Source organism: Bacillus sp. JH7 (assembly GCF_001563515.1).
GTDB lineage: Bacteria > Bacillota > Bacilli > Bacillales > Bacillaceae_G > Bacillus_A > Bacillus_A cereus.
In genome coordinates this window covers 271,928-291,703 of sequence record NZ_LPUS01000001.1, presented here as the reverse complement: position 1 = coordinate 291,703, position 19,776 = coordinate 271,928, and the positions used below count along the sequence as shown (strand labels likewise).

Genomic DNA, 19,776 nt, shown 5'->3' with positions numbered 1-19,776 from the left:
AAAGAGGCATCACTACAGGGTGATACCTCTTTTATTATTTTATGGAAAATACACCTTTATATGTAATATTTAAATATTACGCCTGAAAACAAAATACCTTATAATTAAATATACAAATATAAAGAGGTGATTCTACATATGCAACCCGCTACACAACTTTCTAATGAACAGAAATACTCTATGTCATGGGGACAATTTATTAACTCCGTTGTATTCGCTTTTTTCGGAACCGGACTTATTACTGTGTTCCTCGCAATGCCCTTAACAATTTATACAGCCGGTCTTACAGATAAAAAACAAATTGCCCTGTATGAATCTATCGTAAATACTGCAAGTATTGTATTACAGCTAGCCGTGTTGTTATTCTTCATTTTTAAATTCGAACCCGCAAAAAAATTACTACTACAATCATTTAACTTTAAAGCACTGAGAGAATGGCGTACATACGTATACTTACTTCTTTTCTTCGCTATAAACATTTTACTCAATTACATCTTGTTAAATTATTTGTTCCAAGACGCAACAAAGCAGCAATCTTCCGCACTAAACTTAGATGTCTTTAAGCAGTATCAAATATTATTACTTCTCGGCTTTGCAATACTCACACCAATTTTTGAAGAGCTTATTTTCCGTGGCTTTATACTTCGCTTTTTCTCAGAACGCTTCCCATTTTGGATTGCAGCGATTATAACAAGCTTCTTCTTCGGTATCGCTCATACATACTCACTTGGCGTAATGGTCATTACTTTCTTCATGGGATTATTAATGGCTATTTTATGTAAAAAAACAAAATCAATTATTCCAGCTATGTTATTTCATATTATGAATAATTTGTTGGCATTCTTGAATTAGAAAGAGGTATCCTCACGATACCTCTTTTATTAATTCGTATGATCACTTCTCATCTCTATCAATTTATACATATTTATTAATAATATCCAAAATAAACCTCATGTAGTAAAATATAACTTAATTCATATAAGGGAGTTTACATATGTTCAGTGTTATTTGGATGCTTTTCACGCCACTTCTCTTACTATGCGGGATTGCTGGTGGTATTTTTTTAATAGTAACAGGAATTAAATATCGGAAATTACTAGTTGGTTTAATGGGGCTACTTAGCCTATCCTTTGTCACACTACCTTTTGTTTTTTTAAGTATAGGAATTAATATGGATACAATCTTCCCCATTCCAACTGCTCTTTACTGGACCCTATTTTCTTTAACTGGATTATTAGCTGGATTAAGTGGATTACAAGCAAAGATTAAAAGTATCCGTAATATGGGATTCATTATTTTTATCGCTGATATATTAGGAGTTATCTTCTGGTTACTCATGACTGTGGGTGATTCGTACTATATATAATATTTTTTGAAACTCACAAATCGGAGGTAACACAGAAGTGTTCGGAATATTAACTTGGATGATTTTAGCTCTTACTTTAATGGTATGCGAATTCATCGTTGGCATTTTTTTAATTATTTTTGGTATTAAATGTCGTAAATCACTTACCATTATAGCTGGTTTCATTAGCATATCGCTTATCGTTGTTCCTATCATTTGTATAGGTTATGGAATAGACTTAGAGGGGGTGATTCCAATTTCAGGAACTTTATATTGGGGTCTCTTCTCTTTAGCTGGACTATTAGCTATTATAAGCGGCAGACAAATATCAAGTATTCGTGCTATGGGAACAATTTTGTTTATAACAGGGCTATGCTCCGTAGCTGGTTACCAGCTTTTATATTTAACTGCATAAAGAACACAAAAAAGCAGGGAATTTAATTCCCTGCTTTTCTATTTGGTTTATTGCCTGATGGTAAGAAGAACGATAACACCCAAGCGATACCTGCTAGTATCGTTGCGATTAAGAAGGCATCGTTAATACCGTTAATTGCAGATAGCTTTGAAATTTGTCCATATAATAGTTGTGTGCTCATCGCGTCTCCTGCTTGAGCTGATCCAGCTAAGGCCGCTAAACTTTGCCCCATGCCGTGTATTTTATCAACTAAAATTGGGTTTGATGTTGTTAACATGTTGCCGTAATCTGCTACGTGAGCAGTCGTTTGTTGCGTCATAAGTGTAATTAAAATCGCTGTTCCGATTGAACCCGCTACTTGTCTTGACGTATTTTGCGTTGCTGTACCGTGAGAAATTAATTTCATCGGCAGCGCGTTCATACCAGCCGTCATAATTGGCATCATAATGAATGACATACCAATTGAACGTATAATATAATCCGTCATAATAACGCTATACGGTGTATCCATCGATAATTTTGTAAATTCATATGTCGCATACGTCGTAATTGCCAATCCAATTATCGCTAATGGACGAATGCCATATTTATCGAATAATTTACCCGCTACTGGTCCCATGATCCCCATAATTAATGATCCTGGAAGAAGTAGTAAACCAGATTCAATTGGCGTAAAGCCACGAATGTTTTGCAGATATACTGGAAGCAATAACATACCTCCGAATAATGCCATCGTAACGATTGCGTTAATTACTAAAGTGAAAGTAAATACTGGATATTTAAATACTTGTAAATCAAGCATTTTATTGTCCGTTGTTAACTCTCTCCAAATAAATAACGCTAAACCAATTACACCAATGATAAGTGAAATAACAACTTCTGCACTAGTCCAACTATTATTTCCAGCTTCACTAAATCCGTACAATAAGCTTCCTAGTCCAATACTTGAACTAACCACACCGAATATATCTAATTTCGTTTTAGACACTGGCTGAGCTAGTGTAAAGAATTTTAAAGATAGGAACGTAATAATTAAACCGATAATAAACATCGCATAGAACATTAAGTTCCAGCTATAGTTTTCAATTACCCAACCTGTTACAGTTGGTCCGATAGCTGGAGCTAAAATCATCGCTACACCTAGTAATCCCATCGCCGCTCCGCGTTTATGAGGCGGGAATAACGTCATGAAGATATTCATACCAACCGGCATTAAAATACCCGCACCAACCGCTTGAATTACACGGCCCGTCATCATCATCGTAAAGTTTCCGGAAGTAGCACAAATGATAGATCCTACCGTAAAGAATAACATTGCTGCTACGAATAATTTACGATACGTAAATCGTGAAACTAAAAAGGCACTAATCGGTACTAAAATACCATTTACAAGCATGAAGCCTGTAATTAACCATTGTGCTGTTGAAGTTGATACGTTAAATTCATTCATTAACGGAGGTAATGCAACGTTAATAATTGTTTGGTTTAAAATAGAAACGAACATGCCGAGAATTAATACAGCTACAACTGCTTTTACGTTCACATTCTCTACAGGCGTAGACATTTGTTTTTTCGGCACTTCTTTTTCTTGTTTTACTTCTTCTTGCTTTCCTGTTTCTAACTCAACTACATTAGAAATTTCCGATTCTTGCTTTCGTTCAATTTCTTTCTCTTCTGTTTCAACTTTACTTATTTCTATTTTACTTACGGCTGGGACTTGTTCTTCTCCCATTTTCGTTTTTTTCTTTCGTAAAAGACGATTTACAAGGAAGAAGACGATTATACAAAATAGTGCATATCCTGCAATTACAATTGAGGACATCTCATCTCCCCCTTACTTATGAATACGAACTGTCACATTCATGCCAGGAACAATATTTACTGATTTGCTATGATCTAAAGAAATTTTAACTGGTACTACTTGTGTTACTTTCGTATAGTTCGCTGTTGCGTTGCTTGATGGCAACATAGAGAATGTATTCGCTGTTGTTAAGCCAACTTGTTCTACTTTTCCTGTTAACGTTGTATCTGGGTATGCATCTACATACACATCTACATCTTGACCTTTTTGAACATCATCAACATCTGTTTCTTCAATGTTTGCTGTTACCCATAAATTGTTCATATCGAATGCGTAAGCAATCGGGCTACCAGCTCCAACGAAAGCATTTGTTGTTGCGTTTGATTGTACAACCGTTGCATTTTGTGGAATTGTTACATCTACTGTTTGTTCTCCATTAGCTGCCGCTACAGTAACAGTACCTAGTTTATCGTTCTCATTATAATTTTTTCCTACTTCAGCTTTCCAGTCAGTTAGTTTACCTGCTACTGGTGAAGCAACCGGAATTACCTTCCCATCAATCTTTGCATTGTCTGTTTTTAAGTAATTTTCCGTTTGGTTGTAATAGTAATAACCGCCAATACCGCCGCCAACTAGTACAATTAATGTGATAATGTTGATAATTACCATTCTTCGAAACTGATTCATTGCATTCCTCTCCTTATATCGCATATAATTTTTTTCTAAACTATTTATGTCCTTATTGTTTAGATTGTTTAATTGTTAATTATATTAACCTTTTAACAAAAAAATCACACCATCTGCAGCGTAAATCGAAATTTATCTACCTGCGAGCGGTGCTGATTTCTGAAGGACTATCGTTTATAATTATAAATAATTATTTTGAATCTACAACCGACAATTTACGTATGAAATGTCGCTTAAACAACAATATAATACCAATATGTTGTTTAAGTATAGAAAATTAAACGAGGAGAAGAAAAATGTCTATTAAAAATACAAATGATCCACGTGTAAAGCGAACGAGACAACTCATTCAGGATGCTTTTGTCGCTTTAGTAGGCGAAAAAGGCTTTGAAAATGTAACTGTGCAACATATCGCAGAACGCGCTCCTGTAAATCGCGCTACATTTTATAGCCATTACCATGATAAATATGACCTATTAGACAAAAGTATTGAAGAAATGTTAGAGAAGCTAGCAGAAGTAATTAAACCGAAAAATAGAAATAAAGAAGATTTTCAACTTACATTTGATTCACCTCACCCTACATTTTTGGCTTTATTCGAACATATCGCAGAAAATGTAAACTTTTATAACGTTATGCTTGGGGATAAAGCTGCCGGAAACTACTCTTATAAAATGATGAAAACAATACAAGTGCATTTAACATTAAGCTTGTCTATTTCACAACCAGATGATGAAGATCTTATGGTTCCTCGTGATATTTTGATTAGTTATGTTACAGGGGCTCACATCGGAATGATTATGTCATGGTTAAAAAGAGGAATGATATATACTCCGCATTTTATGGCGATGCAATTAACTCGTTTAATTATTTTAGGCGCTCATACTGCAGCAGGATTAGAACGGCCTTTTTAAAACATAAAAAAGCGAAGGAGAATCTCCTTCGCTTTTTCTATTAATTAAATGTAATGTTATGTACAGCCTCTTTATCAAGACGTTTAATAACTTCTACAATTAACTTCACTGCATTTTCATAATCATCACGGTGTAACATTGCCGCATGAGAATGGATATAGCGCGTTGCAATTGTAATTGCCATAGAAGGAATACCATTTACAGCAATGTGAATCGCACCCGCATCCGTTCCTCCGCCCGCTACTGAATCATATTGATACGGGATTTGTAATTCATCAGCAACATCAACTACGAAATCACGTAAACCTGTATGTCCAATAACAGAAGCATCATATAAAATGATTTGTGGTCCATCGCCCATTTTACTTTGCGCTTCTTTTGACGTTACACCCGGTGTATCTCCAGCGATACCAACATCTACTGCGAACGCGATATCTGGTTTAATATAATTCGCAGATGTTTTTGCCCCACGAAGACCAACTTCTTCTTGTACAGTTCCAACGCCGTATACAACGTTTGGATGCTTTTCACCTTTTAATTGTTTTAATACGTCAATTGCAATTGCACAACCAATTCGGTTATCCCATGCTTTTGCAAGTAACATTTTTTCATTCTTCATCACTTGGAATTCAAAGTAAGGTACAACTTGATCTCCTGGTCGTACGCCCCACTCCATTGCTTCTTCTTGGCTAGAAGCACCGATATCGATGAACATGTCTTTAATTTCAACTGGCTTTTTACGAGCTTCTGGAGGTAAAATGTGCGGTGGTTTTGAACCAATTACACCTGTTACATCTCCTTTACGCGTTACAATCGTCACGCGTTGCGCAAGCATAACTTGTGACCACCAGCCACCAACCGTTTGGAAGCGAAGGAAACCTTTGTCATCGATTTGTGTAATCATAAATCCAACTTCATCCAAATGACCTGCAACCATAATTTTTGGGCCGTTTTCTTCCCCTACTTTTTTTGCAACTAAACTCCCTAAATTATCAGTAGAAAGTTCGTCCGCAAACGGCTCGATATATTTCTTCATTACTTCACGTGGTTCACGTTCGTTACCAGCAATACCACGTGCGTCCGTTAATTCTTTTAGCATTGTCAATGTCGCGTCTAATTTTGTCATTGCCAACACCCTCCTTTTTCTTCAGTCAATTCATTATACAATAATTAAATTGAAATATTCAAAAATTAAATTAGTATCCTTGTGTTTGACGCTGATGATTTACTTCATTTTTATCTAAATATGCTTTTTCAATCTCTTCTTGCTCAAATTCAAGTGCTTGTCCAAGTCGAAGATAGCTCGTAAATAATTCAATATAGTTTGTAATAGATGGTTGATCTGTAAAACGAATTACTTTCGCATATGTGTCTAAGAAAATTTCCACTTGTGTTTTATTCGTTTGTGCACATTTATAGAATAGGAAGTTTTTATCAATACCTAAATCAATTCCGATTGATAAAATAAAATGCAAACCATCTACGTATTCTTCTAATATTACTTCACGTTCCGATGCTGGTTTGTTGCTCCAATATTTAAAACAACGTGTTTCATTTGCAAGTTCTCCAATTTCTACAAGAAGAGCTAACATTTTTTCTTTTAACAATTTTTTCGGTTGTAAGTCATGTTCTTTTGCAATACGGTCATCTAATTCTTTTTGTAATTTAAATAGTTGTAGTAAGTCCATTCTATTGTCCTCCTCCAACATCGCATTTTACGCAACAATGTTGTTTCATCTCAAAGTTCATTATTATGTTTCAGTTCTTATGAATAAGTCAGCTATCTAACTCTTTATAAAATAGCTTGTCCTTAATTTACAAATACGTTTCAGTCATCGCTCTTAAATTGTTCATCTGATGAAAGTTCCATATCATCTTTCCATTATAGCAGTGTCGTTTCGGCTAGGAAAGATACTCTTCTTTCCAAACGAGCAGAATTGAAAAAAGCCAGGAGTATTCTCCTGACTTCATATGTATATTCTTCTATACTGCTATAACTTTTATATTGATTTTGTCATATTGATAACGACATAGTCGTTAATCTTTAGAATTTCTTTCACTTCTAACTTCTATTTGAATACAAATAAAAAAACCTTAGAAGAAAATTCTTCTAAGGTTTCAACTAATTAATTAGTTAATGTTGTTTTTTGCAACTGTTGCTAATTCAGCGAAAGCTTTTTCGTCATGAACAGCTAAGTCAGCAAGCATCTTGCGGTTAACTTCGATGCCAGCATTTTTAAGACCGTGCATTAAGCGGCTGTAAGAAAGACCATTCATACGAGCTGCTGCGTTGATACGTGTAATCCATAATTTACGGAAGTCACGTTTCTTTTGACGGCGGTCACGGAATGCATACATTAGAGATTTCATAACCTGTTGGTTAGCAACCTTGAATAATGTATTTTTTGAACCGTAGTAACCTTTTGCTAATTTAATTACTTTTTTACGACGTTGACGAGTAACTGTACCACCTTTTACTCTTGGCATAATATTACCTCCTAATTGTTCTATATATCAGCCGAACTTATTTTAAGTTGTCAAGCATTTGACGAATGCGTTTGAAGTCACCAGCGCTTACTACACCAGCTTTACGTAGTTTACGTTTAGCTTTTGTAGATTTGTTAGCGAATAAATGGCTTGTGTAAGCGTGAGAACGTTTCAGTTTACCTGATCCAGTCTTTTTGAAACGCTTTGCAGCGCCGCGATGAGTTTTTTGTTTAGGCATAGGTATTTCCTCCTCTATCTATTACTTATCGTTTTTCGGTGCTAAAACTAAGAACATACTGCGTCCTTCCATTTTAGGCTTAGATTCAACTGTACTAACTTCAGCACAAGCTTCTGAGAAGCGATCTAAAACACGTTGACCGATTTCTTTATGAGTAATGGCACGTCCTTTAAAGCGAATTGACGCTTTAACCTTGTCGCCTTTCTCTAAAAACTTGATAGCATTACGAAGTTTTGTGTTAAAGTCGTGTTCATCAATTGTTGGACTTAAACGAACTTCTTTCATGCTAATTACTTTTTGATTTTTGCGCTGCTCTTTTTCTTTCTTCTGTTGCTCAAAGCGGAATTTACCGTAGTCCATAATGCGGCATACTGGCGGTTTCGCATTTGGAGCAACTAATACTAAATCAAGATTAAGATTTGCAGCTAAGTCTAAAGCGTCATTACGAGACTTGATTCCAAGTTGATCGCCATTTGCGCCAACTAAACGTACTTCACGTGCACGAATTTGCTCGTTAATCATCATATCCTTGCTAATAGTAAGCCACCTCCAAGGTTTTCTCAGAACATATTTTGTAGTCATAGAACCCGAACAAAAAAAGTGCGGGCATACGACACCCACACTTGTAAAATCTTAAGTAAGAAATACATTTACCTGTTAACTGCGAATGCGTCCATCAGGTGAGAAGCGGGTGCTTCTACTTGTTCCACAAAACAATATTCTATTATCCTTGATGAGTTTATCATAGGACATGACGTCTGTCAAGAAGACGCGATGTGTTTTACTAACAACAAGAAATATTGTAACAAACAACTAACATACTTGCAATACTTTTTTATGATAAGTGTCACATGGTTATTTTTTCTAATTTCTCTCGAGTATATTACATAAAAAAGCCGCGGTATACCGCGGCTTTTTCTTATCGTTTTCCTTCTACTTTAATCATGTCAACAAAAGCATCTAATGCGATTGTTTCTGATTTTTGTTCACCATATTTACGTACGTTTACGCCGTTTTCAGTTACTTCATTGTCACCTACTACAAGCATGTACGGAATTTTTTGCATTTGTGCTTCACGGATTTTGTAACCTATCTTCTCTTCACGAGTGTCTAATTCAACACGGATACCAGCACGACGCAATTCGTCTTGTACTTTTTTCGCATAGTCTAAATGTACTTGCGGAGAAACTGGAATTACTTGTACTTGAACTGGAGCTAACCATGTTGGGAATGCACCTTTGTATTCTTCAATTAAGAAGGCTACAAAACGTTCCATAGTTGATACAACACCACGGTGAATTACAACTGGACGATGTTGTTTACCGTCTTCACCAACGTATGATAATTCAAAGCGTTCTGGAAGTAAGAAGTCTAATTGTACAGTTGAAAGTGTTTCGTCTTTTCCAAGAGCAGTACGAACTTGAACATCAAGTTTTGGACCGTAGAATGCCGCTTCACCTTCAGCTTCATAGTAATCAAGACCCATTTCATCCATAGCTTCTTTTAACATACCTTGTGCTTTTTCCCACATCTCATCATCCGCATAATACTTTTTAGTATCTGCTGGGTCGCGGTAAGATAGACGGAATGAGTAGTTCTCTAAACCGAAATCTTTGTACACTTCTAGAGTTAAGTTTACAACACGTTTTAACTCTTCTTTAATTTGATCTGGACGAACGAAAATGTGCGCATCGTTTAAAGTCATTCCGCGTACACGTTGTAATCCAGATAACGCACCTGACATTTCATAACGGTGCATTGTTCCAAGTTCTGCAATACGGATTGGTAATTCACGGTAGCTGTGAATATCATTTTTATAAACCATCATATGATGAGGACAGTTCATTGGACGAAGAACTAATTCTTCGTTATCCATTTCCATTGATGGGAACATGCCATCACGGTAGTGGTTCCAGTGACCAGAAGTTTCATAAAGCTCTCTGCTCCCTAGTACTGGAGTATATACGTGATCATAGCCTAAGCTTGCTTCTTTATCAACGATGTAACGCTCGATAATGCGGCGGATTGTTGCACCTTTTGGTAACCAAAGTGGTAAACCTTGTCCTACTTTTTGGCTATTAGTAAATAGTTTTAATTCTTTACCTAATTTACGGTGATCGCGCTCTTTCGCTTCTTCAAGCATACGTAAGTGCTCATCTAATTCTGCTTTCTTAACGAATGCAGTACCGTAAATACGTTGTAGCATTTTATTATTGCTATCGCCGCGCCAGTAAGCACCTGCAACGCTTAATAATTTAAACACTTTAATTTTCCCTGTAGATGGAAGGTGAACACCACGACAAAGGTCGAAAAATTCGCCTTGCTCATAGATTGAAATAACTGCATCTTCTGGAAGATCGTTAATTAAATCTAATTTTAACTCATCGCCGATTTCTTCAAAGCGACGAATTGCTTCTGCACGTGGTACTTCATGACGAACGATTTCTAAGTTCTCGTTCACGATTTTTTGCATTTCTTTTTCGATTTTCTTGAAGTCTTCAACTGTAATTGCTTCTTCCATATCAATATCGTAGTAGAAGCCATTTTCAATTACTGGACCAATGCCAAGCTCAACCTTAACATCTTTATATAAACGTTTTAACGCTTGTGCTAAAAGGTGGGCTGTTGAATGGCGTAAAATATATAGGCCATCTTCAGAATCTAATGTAATGATAGAAACTGCACCATCTTCTTCGATTGGTGTAACAAGATCGATCATCTCATCGTTTAATTTTCCAGCTACAGCTTTTTTCTTTAAGCCTGGGCTAATAGAAGCTGCGATTTCTTCAGTTGTTACGCCTTTTGGAAACTCCTTCACAGCTCCATCAGGGAAAGTAATTTTAACTACATCTGCCATCACTGGTCACTCCTCTTTTTCTCAAAATAAAAAACACTCATCCCGTAAAAAGGGACGAGTGTTGAATTCGTGGTTCCACCCTTGTTCCAATTAACATAATTGTTAATTGCTCAAGTTCAACATAACGGTGTTGTCCGTTAGCAATTACTAGAAAAACCGTTCACTGCTAAAGTTTAGAGGTGGTAAGTAATAATCCCGTACTAGGAAGCTCACACCCTAAGGCTTCCCTCTCTGAAAATCGTAGAAAACTACTCATGTCCTCATCATGACATTTCAATATATTTCATTTATGTAGGTAATTATATGCTCAAAAACTTAGAAAATCAAGGGCGTTACCTTTATTTTTTAAATTTTTCACATTGCGCTCAAAATCATGTAATCCATGTAATTGGACCCGTTCTTGGAACACATTTCGCAAAGTAATAATCATATTATGGTCTTGTTCTTTCGTATATAAATAAATCTTTTTAGGCGAAATAGAAAGAAGCGGCGCAATTACTTTCGTATCAATATATACATCATTTTGCTTTAATAATTCCTCATCTATATATTGGACCAACTTCTCCTGTTTTAAACGTCTACCTTTATCATCATAAAAGATAAAGCTTTCATCAAAAATAAGATGCACGCAAGACAAACGTGATTTACGGCTACTTACTTGTTGCCGAAGCGTCTCAATGAACATTTGGTATTCTTGCTCCATCTTATATTCATCAATTGCCACTTCCGCAAGTTTAGCCACCATTTCCCTATATGTACGAAGACGAAAACGGATATATGATGAAAACGAGAATGAGAGCGGATCACAAAGCCAATTATTTAAAGAAGACTTAATATATGACTCAAATGCGTTACGCGTTAAATCCTGAGCTACACCTTTTCTTCTTCCCTTTAAAATCTCATGTGCCATGTGCAATATTTGATGACACTCTTCTTGTTCTTCATAAAAAAACTTTTCTTTTAAAATCGTATAAATCCACTCATTTTGTTTCACATTCACAATGAAATACACCATTACTGGCAATAAGATTTTTTCAATATAATTCGATTCACGTACTGGTATGTGAATCACCACTTTTTGTTCCTGTAAATACACACTCGTTTCCTTATATAACACTTCCGCTCTTTTCAGCAATTGTCTATATACGTGCATAGCATCATTTTTTTCTTCAAAGCAAATTTCAATCACTTTTGTCCCCCCTTTTATCCCCGCTCTAAAGGACTGTATCTATACGTTACAAATCCTATAAGAGTCCGTCCCGCGTGAATTTCACTCTTAGTAGAATCACATTTCCTATCGTTAGAAAATCCACTCAATATGGCTTGCTAATTTTATATATATTAAGGGAGGGAGAAAAAAATGATACAAGCTACTATGAATTTTTATTGTATACTTTACTTATCAATAAAAGGGGGTATCTGAATGTTTGAATATAAATTTGTAAAAGTCGAATTACATTGGGGGTTCACTCGCTCAAAACCAGCTGAAGACTACCAAGAAATTATTCAAGAACATGCTAGAGATGGCTGGAGGTTCGTACAGATTGTTGCCCCTACGATTGGCAGTTCTGGACAACCTGAATATTTCGACCTCATATTTGAAAAGAAAATATCACTATAATACAAAAGAGCAAGCTTCTCAGCTTGCTCTTTTACTTATGACGACGGTTTTTCCCACCAATTGGAATTGGTTTCGCTAAATATTTAATTCGCTCCATAATACGTGCTGCCTTCATTTCTTCAGCCTCACCACGCTGCGTATACGTTAAATGGTGTTCCAGTTGTTTAAAATCAAAATTAGACGTAAAGAACGTCGGTAAGTTTTCTAACATACGGAATTGCAAGATTGCACCAAGCACATCGTCACGCACAAAGCTTGACATTGCTTCTGCCCCGATATCGTCTAACATTAAAACTTGTACGCGTTTAACCGCATCAATCTTTTCACCAATCGAATTATCTTGAATTGAACTTTTAATTTCACGTAAAAATTCCGGGAAGTATACGAGCATCGAACTTATTTTCTTTCGAGCAAGCTCGTTCGCTATTGCTCCTAAAAGGTACGTTTTTCCTACACCAAATTTACCGTACAAATATAAACCTTGTGCTTTTTTACCTGGTTCATATGTACTTAAAAATTCATTCGCTGCACCAATTGCATCGATACGTGCATTTAAATCAGAAGGGTCTAAGTTTTCCATAGTTGCCTGCAAAATATCCGTTGGCATATATACACTTTGAACGAGTTTTTCATATTTCTTTCTCTCGTCATGCGCTACTTTTCTAACGCAGCGATCGTATTGAATATCAATCATCTTCCCTTGAATAACAAGCTTTGGCTCATAACCTTGTAGCATATTTTTACATGAACCTAAATCCGGACAATCCACGCAACCTACACTTTGTCCAATATATTCATATAACTTCACAAGACTGCGCTCAATCATAGAAGTCGTTACTTCACCCTTATGTTCGTCTATAAATTCTTTCACACGCGGATGCGCCATTACTTCTGCCTTTAGTACTTCATATCTATTTTTAAAGTTTTCATTTTCCATTAATTTTGCAAATGAATTTTGAATATGCTCCATTTTCTCACCTCAAAGAGCGTTCATTCTCTTCTATTAATCACGCTTATATTTTTTTAACACTTCTTCTAGTCGTTTTCTTTCATCTTCTAGCGTACTTGCATCTTTTTCTACATTTATATCTTTCTTCTCTGTTTCTTTCTCTTGTTCTTTCGGCTCTTCTTCCTTAAGCCAATCTGGCACCATTTCTTTCCGCACCGTTTTCTTCGCCGTACGGCCTTTTTTCTTCGTCTCAGCCCACTCTTGATATTGACGGTTCTCTTCTTTCGCTAACGCCATCGCGTCCGCTACTGTACCGACCTTTTTACGTGCCCAATGCCCAGCAATCTTCTCGACATACGTTTTCGCAAGTTTCATATCTGAGCGTAGCATAACGTAATAAATAAGTACATTCACAACTCCTGGTGTCAATTTTTGATTAATCATGACATCTTCAACGATCTGCAAGTCCGCTTTCGTTGCCTCTGCACCACCAGAAATCTCTTTCAATAGTTGTTTTGGCGAGATTTCCTCTAGCTGCTTTATTAACATCTCCTCTTGCGATGAAGGCTCTTTCTCTTTCATCGTACGTGCAGCATGAGGCTGTACTCTTTCACTTAATACCGGTAATGCTTGACCATTTTCAAATTGATACCAATCGCGCGCTCCTTTTCTAAGCCTTTCCGTATCAATTGTTTGCATCTCTGTCACTGCACCAAGAACGATATTTTGCATCGATAACACATCTACACCATACACGTAAGCAAGTGTTATAACGCAGTCTCTCACTTGATCTGTAATCGCCTTTTTAGGAACAAGAGCGGACAATCCATCTACAAATAAAGAGAAATCAAAGAAATCATTCCAAACTTTCGGAGCGTCTCCCTTCTCGTTACTTGGCATAGTTGTCGTTTTTGGAATACGAAGGTCTTCTTGCGCATGCTCCAGCTGTCCTGGATTAAACGAACCAAACACATCATTGAAAGAACGCGTAACATTTTCATAAGAAGCAAAATCAAATTCTTCTTCTAAGAAATATTGCTTTACTTGATTATATTTTGTCCGGCTCAATCGATTGTATAAAAAGATACTTAAAACAATATCATCAAAAAACTGCTTCGGAGATAAAGGTGGTTGCAACTCATATATGAACATTCGAATATCTTTTTCTTTCTTAATATATACCTTCAATAGCCCAATTGCCTCTAACTTTACTCGTTCCTCATATATTTCAGGAAGTTGCATTTGCATAGTCACCATAAGGGAATGATGCGTATTCTCTTTTCCAAATACACGATCTTGCTCTAGCTCTCCCCATAGCGTCATGTATAAGCTAAAAGCTCTACTACCTATTAACGGCTGATACAACATCGTTAACACTTTTCGGTCGTAATTGTGCAGTAGCCCTTTCGCACTTACTTTATAACGATCAATCGGCAATAGCTCCATCCATGACTGTTTTTCCATTCTTGCTTTTCCTTTCTCTCATCCAATCTATCCTCTACTTCATTCGTTCTATCTTTATTATATAAATTCTTAGTGAAAAAGAGCTATTAGCTTGCGCTTCTAGCTCTCTTATCCTATTACTTACGGTATGTAAAGAGAATAAAATACAACTTCTACTCTCTTTCTTTTTGCAGTATATCTTTTAATTCTTCAATAAATACATTTAAATCTTTAAATTGACGATATACAGAAGCAAAACGTACGTAAGCAACATCATCAATATCGCGAAGTTCTTCCATGACAATTTCACCAATCATATCACTTTTCACTTCTGATATACCTAAATTACGCAGTTCACGTTCCACGCTTTGTGTTACTTCTTCTAATTGTCTTAAAGATACTGGTCTTTTTTCACACGCTTTAATTAAACCACGTAGAATCTTTTCTTTATTAAACTCTTCTCGTGTGCCTTCTTTTTTTACAACGATAAGAGGTGACTCTTCTACCCTTTCAAAGGTCGTAAAGCGACTTAAGCAGCTTTCACACTCTCTCCTTCTTCGAATAGAGCGCCCCTCGTCTACCGGACGCGAATCTAACACTCTTGTACCATTATGAGAACAGGATGGACAACGCAATACATTCACTCCTTTACACTATACTCTTTATTTTTCTCTACTCACTTCACCTAAAATATATATACAATATTATATAACTCATTCTAACTCTCTTACCACTTTAAGTTTCAGCGCATCACTTTATCATCTCATCCTTAAAAATAAGATGGTATATAGAGCACTACCTCATTTGCAAGAATCCAATTTATTCAACTAACGAGTACGTTATATTTTTCCTTTTTTATAAACTAAAAAAGAGGTGCATTATACACCTCTTTACATTTTAAATCAATTATGTTCTTTTTTAAAGAGCTTTTGTTTCTCTCTGCTTAATTTCGAAGCTACCAGTGCCTCGAGGAAGCTCGATGCTCTCACGCGTTTTCGCGTTTAAACCTTCTGCAATATATTCTGCAGCAACATTTGGATCAATACGATCCCCACAAGTATAAACATCAATACTTGCGTAACCGTGCTCCGGAAAGCTATGAATTGTTAAATGTGATTCCGAGATAATTACTACTCCACTTACACCTTGTGGTGCAAATTTATGGAAAGCAACCTCACGCACTTCAGCACCAGCTTTTAGTGCTGCATCCACAAATAATTGTTCAATATACGGCATGTCATTCAGTTTGTCGAAATCGCAATCCCAAAGTTCAGCAATCACGTGACGACCCATCGTATCCATAGTATCCATTCTACAGTTCCCCCTTGTAAATTTATTCTAACTGTTCGAATTGAAAACTAATTTGCAATTTGGCTTGCTCCACTACCACGGGGGAAAGTTAGTCCAGAGAGGTCCTAACCCTTTAAGTAGTGACTACGTACCTCAGCTCTTAAGTTTACGAGTGTTAGTATACTTTGTTTATTTTCATTTTGCAACAACAGTTTTTTCGATTTTCTGTCATATTTTCCTCTTTACTTTTCCCTAAAAAAAATAAATGATTCACAAATACAGTAATCACAACGTTTCGTGGTATGTCCACTTTCGAAAATATACTCCTATAATTTTTACCTTTTTAGAAAAAAATAAAAAAAGAGGGCAAATATTCACTTGCCCTCCCCTTATTCACTTAAATATGTTGTACATTTTCTTGTTTCGCTAATTCTTCAACAACTAACGTTACAAGATCTACAACACGACGAGAGTAGCCCCACTCGTTATCATACCAAGCAAGTACTTTCACTTTACGATCACCCATTACCATTGTAGATAAACCATCGATAATAGCTGAGTGTGTATTTGTATTAAAGTCGATAGATACTAAAGGCTCTTCGCTGAATTCTACAATACCTTTAAGCGCACCGTTTGCAACAGTTTTGAATGCATCGTTAATAGCTTCAACTGACACATCACGTTTTACATCTACTACTAAGTCAACAAGAGACACGTTTGGTGTTGGTACACGAAGTGCCATACCATGAAGTTTTCCGTTTAAATGTGGAAGAACTTTTGCTAGCGCTTTCGCAGCACCTGTCGTTGTCGGAATGATTGATTGTCCGCAAGCACGTGCTCTTCTTAAATCTTTATGTGGGTTATCAATATTTTTTTGGTCATTTGTATAAGCGTGAACTGTCGTCATTAAACCGTTTTCAATTCCAAACTGCTCATCTAACACCTTCACAACAGGCGCTAAACAGTTTGTTGTACAAGATGCATTTGAAATAACAGTATGTTTTGTAATATCTAATTGGTCTTCGTTCACACCAACTACAATTGTTACATCTTCATTTTTACCAGGCGCTGTTAAAATAACTTTTTTCGCTCCAGCTTCAACGTGAAGAATTGCTTTTTCTTTTGAATTAAATTTACCAGTTGCTTCAATTACAACTTCAACACCTAAATCTGTCCAAGGCAATTCCTTTGGATCGCGGTTGTTTAAAAGGCGAATCATTTTTCCATCAACTAATAAGTGATCTTCAAATGCTTCTACTGTTCCGTCAAACTTGCCATGAACTGTATCATATTTAATTAAGTGTGCTAACGTTTCAGATGGATAGCTTGCATTGATTGCTACAATTTCGAATGCGCTTTCTTTTATTGCTTGACGAAATACCATTCTCCCAATACGTCCAAATCCATTAATTGCCACACGAGTCATAATATGTTATCCCCCTTGAATGCGTTATACTATTTATCTCCAATCCCAATAATAGTATAACACAAAAAGGAGATATGTCACTAAGCATTTTCATTAATTTCACAATTTTTTAGTCAATAATGTTCCACTTCCTTAAAATTACCTGCAATTGTGTTTTCGTTCCCATAATTGTGCCATCATTATTTATCACTTCATCTGCATTTTTCACTTTTTCTTCTAACGGCATTTGAGATTGAATACGAGCTGTTGCTTCTTCTTCTGAAAAGTTATTTCGTTTCATTAAACGTTCTAATTGCGTATGCGGCTTAACCGCTACAACTAAAATGCGGTCAACGAGACTTGTTAATTTGCTTTCAAATAAGAGAGGAATATCTAACACAACTGCTTGCATACCTTCTTTTATGTACATTTCCTTTTGCCTATTCATTTCCTCACGTACTGCAGGATGAACAATTTTATTTAACTGCAATCGTTTTTCTTCATTATAGAAAACGACACTTCCTAGTTTTGGACGATCTAGTTCTCCATCTTCTTGTAACACTTCCGTTCCAAATACTTCTACTATTTTGTTATATGCTGGTTTTCCTCGCTCTACAACTTCTCGTGCAATAATATCTGCATCAATTACTGGTATACTCAGTTCACGAAACATTTGAGATACTGTACTTTTTCCGCTTGCAATGCCTCCTGTTAATCCAATTACTACTGTCATCATAATCCTCCTCATAATAAAAGGCGCGAAACTAATGTTCCACGCCCATACTTACATTTTCCAAATTCCAATAATAATGAGTAATACTCCAGGCAGGAATGTAAATTTTTGTAACCACTTCATATTCGATAAAACCGTTCCAAGTTTCATTCCAATAAATAAAAACAAAGAACTCATAATTGCAACTAATATCGCCATCATAGCGGGTGCATACCCTAATAAAGATGCACCAATTCCGGCACCAAATGAGTCTACAGAAAGAGCGATACCAAGAAGCAATGCTTCTCCTGCAGAAATGGTGCCTGATTTATCAAAATCTGCTACAGTCGGTTTCCTTAAAATTTGAATCACTAGCCCTAGCGAGGCAATCTCTAATTTCCAGACCTTCTCCTCTTGCTTCGGTTCTTCTTTTTTCTCACTTCGAAAAAATTGATATAATACCCAAATCCCTATTCCAATAAGAACAAGCCCACCGATACGCGTTGCGATAACAGGTGAAAATACTTTCGCGATCATATGTCCAATTCCCATTGAAACAAGCATAACAGCCGCTGAACACATTCCGATAATTATAATTGATCTTAGTGGAATTCTTACGCTTCTTAAACCATATGTTAGCCCTACACTACAGCTATCCAAGCTTAATGTAAAAGCTAATAAAATAAGAGATAAATAAAGGTACATCGGTAAGCTCCTCCCTTATACATAGCTCTGCTGTATGTATATGACAAATGCCTATCCGATGTTATCTCTTTTCTATATTCTAGGCTGACAAATTGGGCAGTAATGCGTTCCTCGTCCGCCAACAACTGTTTTTTCTAATATCGTACCGCAAGTTACACATGGTTCTCCCTTTTTTCCGTATACATTTAGGAGTTCTTGGAACGAACCAATTTGCCCTTGTGAGTTGATATACGTTCGAATTGTACTTCCGCCACGCTTCACCGCTTCGCTTAGCGTTGTAACGGTAGCCTCATAAATTCGCTCAATTTCTTCTACTGTTAAAGACGACGCTTCTCGTTCAGGATGAATTTGAGAACGGAATAAAACTTCATCTACATATATATTTCCAAGCCCTACTAAAAGACGCTGGTCCAATAGCACAACTTTTATTTTACGATTCGTCTTTTGCAATCTTTCTTGTAAATACTGCGTTGTCAATTCCGCATCAAATGGCTCCGGACCTAAGTCAGCAAGAGGCATTTGGTTCATTTCTTCACCTTTCTTAAAGAGATGCATCGTACCAAATTTTCTCACATCTTTATAATGTAATTCCGTTCCATCTGTAAATAAGAAACGGACATGCGTATGTTTATCAATCGGCTCATCCTCTTGATGTAGTAAAAACTTACCTTCCATACGCAAATGTGAAACAATAACATAATTTGTTACATATAGAAGCAAAAACTTACCTCTTCGCTTTATATTTTCAATCTTCTCGCCTTTTAGCATTTCTTTAAAAATTTCTGCATCATCCGGTCGTTTCACTATTTTTGGATAAGTAACAATAACATCTTCAATCGTTTTTCCTGTTACAAGATTTTCAAGTGTCCGTCTGACATTTTCAACCTCTGGTAATTCAGGCATTTCA

General features: G+C 36.3%; 22 protein-coding genes and 2 other annotated features. Of the genes, 5 read left to right on the top strand and 17 right to left on the bottom strand.

Annotation, left to right across the window (positions count from 1 at the left end; genetic code table 11):
- The first annotated feature begins 138 nt into the window (after positions 1–138).
- From AU379_RS01625 to AU379_RS01615, 3 genes are all read left to right on the top strand, one after another.
- Positions 139–852 carry a CPBP family intramembrane glutamic endopeptidase gene (locus tag AU379_RS01625; RefSeq protein ID WP_061138923.1) on the top strand — a complete coding sequence of 238 codons (714 nt, stop codon included), beginning with the start codon at positions 139–141 and terminating at the stop codon, positions 850–852.
- A gap of 142 nt (positions 853–994) precedes the next feature.
- The gene (locus AU379_RS01620; RefSeq protein WP_030028468.1) at positions 995–1,366 is read left to right on the top strand and encodes a hypothetical protein; all 372 of its coding nucleotides are present in this window, start codon (positions 995–997) and stop codon (positions 1,364–1,366) included.
- 37 nt (positions 1,367–1,403) lie between these two features.
- Complete coding sequence (locus tag AU379_RS01615) at positions 1,404–1,760, top strand: hypothetical protein (RefSeq protein WP_030028470.1); 357 nt, start codon at positions 1,404–1,406, stop codon at positions 1,758–1,760.
- A gap of 22 nt (positions 1,761–1,782) precedes the next feature.
- On the opposite strand, the gene AU379_RS01610 is transcribed toward AU379_RS01615, so the two are convergent.
- Together AU379_RS01610 and AU379_RS01605 are read right to left on the bottom strand one after the other, a co-directional pair.
- Entirely contained in the window at positions 1,783–3,582 is a 1,800-nt protein-coding gene (locus tag AU379_RS01610) for a DHA2 family efflux MFS transporter permease subunit (RefSeq protein ID WP_000095271.1), read from the bottom strand.
- Between the two features lie 12 nt (positions 3,583–3,594).
- Positions 3,595–4,248 (bottom strand): HlyD family efflux transporter periplasmic adaptor subunit, encoded by a 654-nt coding sequence (locus AU379_RS01605; RefSeq protein WP_001071419.1) that lies wholly within the window; start codon positions 4,246–4,248, stop codon positions 3,595–3,597.
- 296 nt (positions 4,249–4,544) lie between these two features.
- Here AU379_RS01605 and AU379_RS01600 point away from each other — a divergent pair, with 296 nt between their 5' ends.
- A complete protein-coding gene (locus tag AU379_RS01600) occupies positions 4,545–5,162 on the top strand; it encodes a TetR/AcrR family transcriptional regulator C-terminal domain-containing protein (RefSeq protein ID WP_000023661.1) in 618 nt (205 codons plus the stop codon).
- Between the two features lie 40 nt (positions 5,163–5,202).
- Here AU379_RS01600 and AU379_RS01595 read toward each other — a convergent pair whose 3' ends face one another.
- The 7 genes from AU379_RS01595 to ytxC form a co-directional block, all read right to left on the bottom strand.
- Entirely contained in the window at positions 5,203–6,288 is a 1,086-nt protein-coding gene (locus AU379_RS01595; RefSeq protein ID WP_000163557.1) for a M42 family metallopeptidase, read from the bottom strand.
- Between the two features lie 70 nt (positions 6,289–6,358).
- On the bottom strand, positions 6,359–6,850 hold the full coding sequence (locus tag AU379_RS01590) for a dUTP diphosphatase (RefSeq protein WP_000365050.1): 492 nt from the start codon (positions 6,848–6,850) through the stop codon (positions 6,359–6,361).
- Positions 6,851–7,292: 442 nt separating this feature from the next.
- Positions 7,293–7,649 (bottom strand): 50S ribosomal protein L20, encoded by a 357-nt coding sequence (rplT, locus tag AU379_RS01585; RefSeq protein ID WP_001138362.1) that lies wholly within the window; start codon positions 7,647–7,649, stop codon positions 7,293–7,295.
- A gap of 37 nt (positions 7,650–7,686) precedes the next feature.
- Complete coding sequence (rpmI, locus tag AU379_RS01580; RefSeq protein WP_001125945.1) at positions 7,687–7,887, bottom strand: 50S ribosomal protein L35; 201 nt, start codon at positions 7,885–7,887, stop codon at positions 7,687–7,689.
- A 21-nt stretch (positions 7,888–7,908) separates the two neighbouring features.
- Positions 7,909–8,412 carry a translation initiation factor IF-3 gene (gene infC, locus AU379_RS01575; RefSeq protein WP_000973215.1) on the bottom strand — a complete coding sequence of 168 codons (504 nt, stop codon included), beginning with the start codon at positions 8,410–8,412 and terminating at the stop codon, positions 7,909–7,911.
- A gap of 63 nt (positions 8,413–8,475) precedes the next feature.
- Positions 8,476–8,596 (bottom strand) — a sequence feature (ribosomal protein L20 leader region).
- Between the two features lie 210 nt (positions 8,597–8,806).
- A complete protein-coding gene (gene thrS / locus AU379_RS01570; protein ID WP_000786083.1) occupies positions 8,807–10,744 on the bottom strand; it encodes a threonine--tRNA ligase in 1,938 nt (645 codons plus the stop codon).
- A gap of 47 nt (positions 10,745–10,791) precedes the next feature.
- Positions 10,792–11,020 (bottom strand) — a binding site (T-box leader).
- Between the two features lie 31 nt (positions 11,021–11,051).
- Positions 11,052–11,933 carry a putative sporulation protein YtxC gene (ytxC, locus tag AU379_RS01565; RefSeq protein ID WP_000569629.1) on the bottom strand — a complete coding sequence of 294 codons (882 nt, stop codon included), beginning with the start codon at positions 11,931–11,933 and terminating at the stop codon, positions 11,052–11,054.
- A 234-nt stretch (positions 11,934–12,167) separates the two neighbouring features.
- Between ytxC and AU379_RS01560 the strand changes: the two genes are divergently transcribed.
- Positions 12,168–12,365, top strand: coding sequence for a DUF4177 domain-containing protein (locus tag AU379_RS01560; RefSeq protein WP_000464457.1), 198 nt, complete (start codon positions 12,168–12,170; stop codon positions 12,363–12,365).
- 31 nt (positions 12,366–12,396) lie between these two features.
- On the opposite strand, the gene dnaI is transcribed toward AU379_RS01560, so the two are convergent.
- The 8 genes from dnaI to mutM form a co-directional block, all read right to left on the bottom strand.
- Entirely contained in the window at positions 12,397–13,335 is a 939-nt protein-coding gene (gene dnaI / locus AU379_RS01555; protein ID WP_000400104.1) for a primosomal protein DnaI, read from the bottom strand.
- A gap of 33 nt (positions 13,336–13,368) precedes the next feature.
- Positions 13,369–14,778: a DnaD domain protein gene (locus AU379_RS01550; RefSeq protein WP_000415028.1), complete on the bottom strand. Its 1,410-nt coding sequence runs from the start codon at positions 14,776–14,778 to the stop codon at positions 13,369–13,371.
- 152 nt (positions 14,779–14,930) lie between these two features.
- Positions 14,931–15,392 carry a transcriptional regulator NrdR gene (gene nrdR, locus AU379_RS01545; protein ID WP_001203687.1) on the bottom strand — a complete coding sequence of 154 codons (462 nt, stop codon included), beginning with the start codon at positions 15,390–15,392 and terminating at the stop codon, positions 14,931–14,933.
- A gap of 283 nt (positions 15,393–15,675) precedes the next feature.
- Complete coding sequence (speD, locus tag AU379_RS01540) at positions 15,676–16,059, bottom strand: adenosylmethionine decarboxylase (protein ID WP_098413228.1); 384 nt, start codon at positions 16,057–16,059, stop codon at positions 15,676–15,678.
- Between the two features lie 385 nt (positions 16,060–16,444).
- Positions 16,445–17,473 carry a glyceraldehyde-3-phosphate dehydrogenase gene (locus AU379_RS01535; protein WP_000198968.1) on the bottom strand — a complete coding sequence of 343 codons (1,029 nt, stop codon included), beginning with the start codon at positions 17,471–17,473 and terminating at the stop codon, positions 16,445–16,447.
- Between the two features lie 109 nt (positions 17,474–17,582).
- Positions 17,583–18,185, bottom strand: coding sequence for a dephospho-CoA kinase (coaE, locus tag AU379_RS01530; RefSeq protein ID WP_000219316.1), 603 nt, complete (start codon positions 18,183–18,185; stop codon positions 17,583–17,585).
- 51 nt (positions 18,186–18,236) lie between these two features.
- Positions 18,237–18,869, bottom strand: coding sequence for a sporulation membrane protein YtaF (gene ytaF / locus AU379_RS01525; RefSeq protein WP_000281743.1), 633 nt, complete (start codon positions 18,867–18,869; stop codon positions 18,237–18,239).
- Positions 18,870–18,941: 72 nt separating this feature from the next.
- A complete protein-coding gene (gene mutM / locus AU379_RS01520) occupies positions 18,942–19,772 on the bottom strand; it encodes a DNA-formamidopyrimidine glycosylase (RefSeq protein ID WP_001114477.1) in 831 nt (276 codons plus the stop codon).
- Between the last annotated feature and the right edge of the window lie 4 nt (positions 19,773–19,776).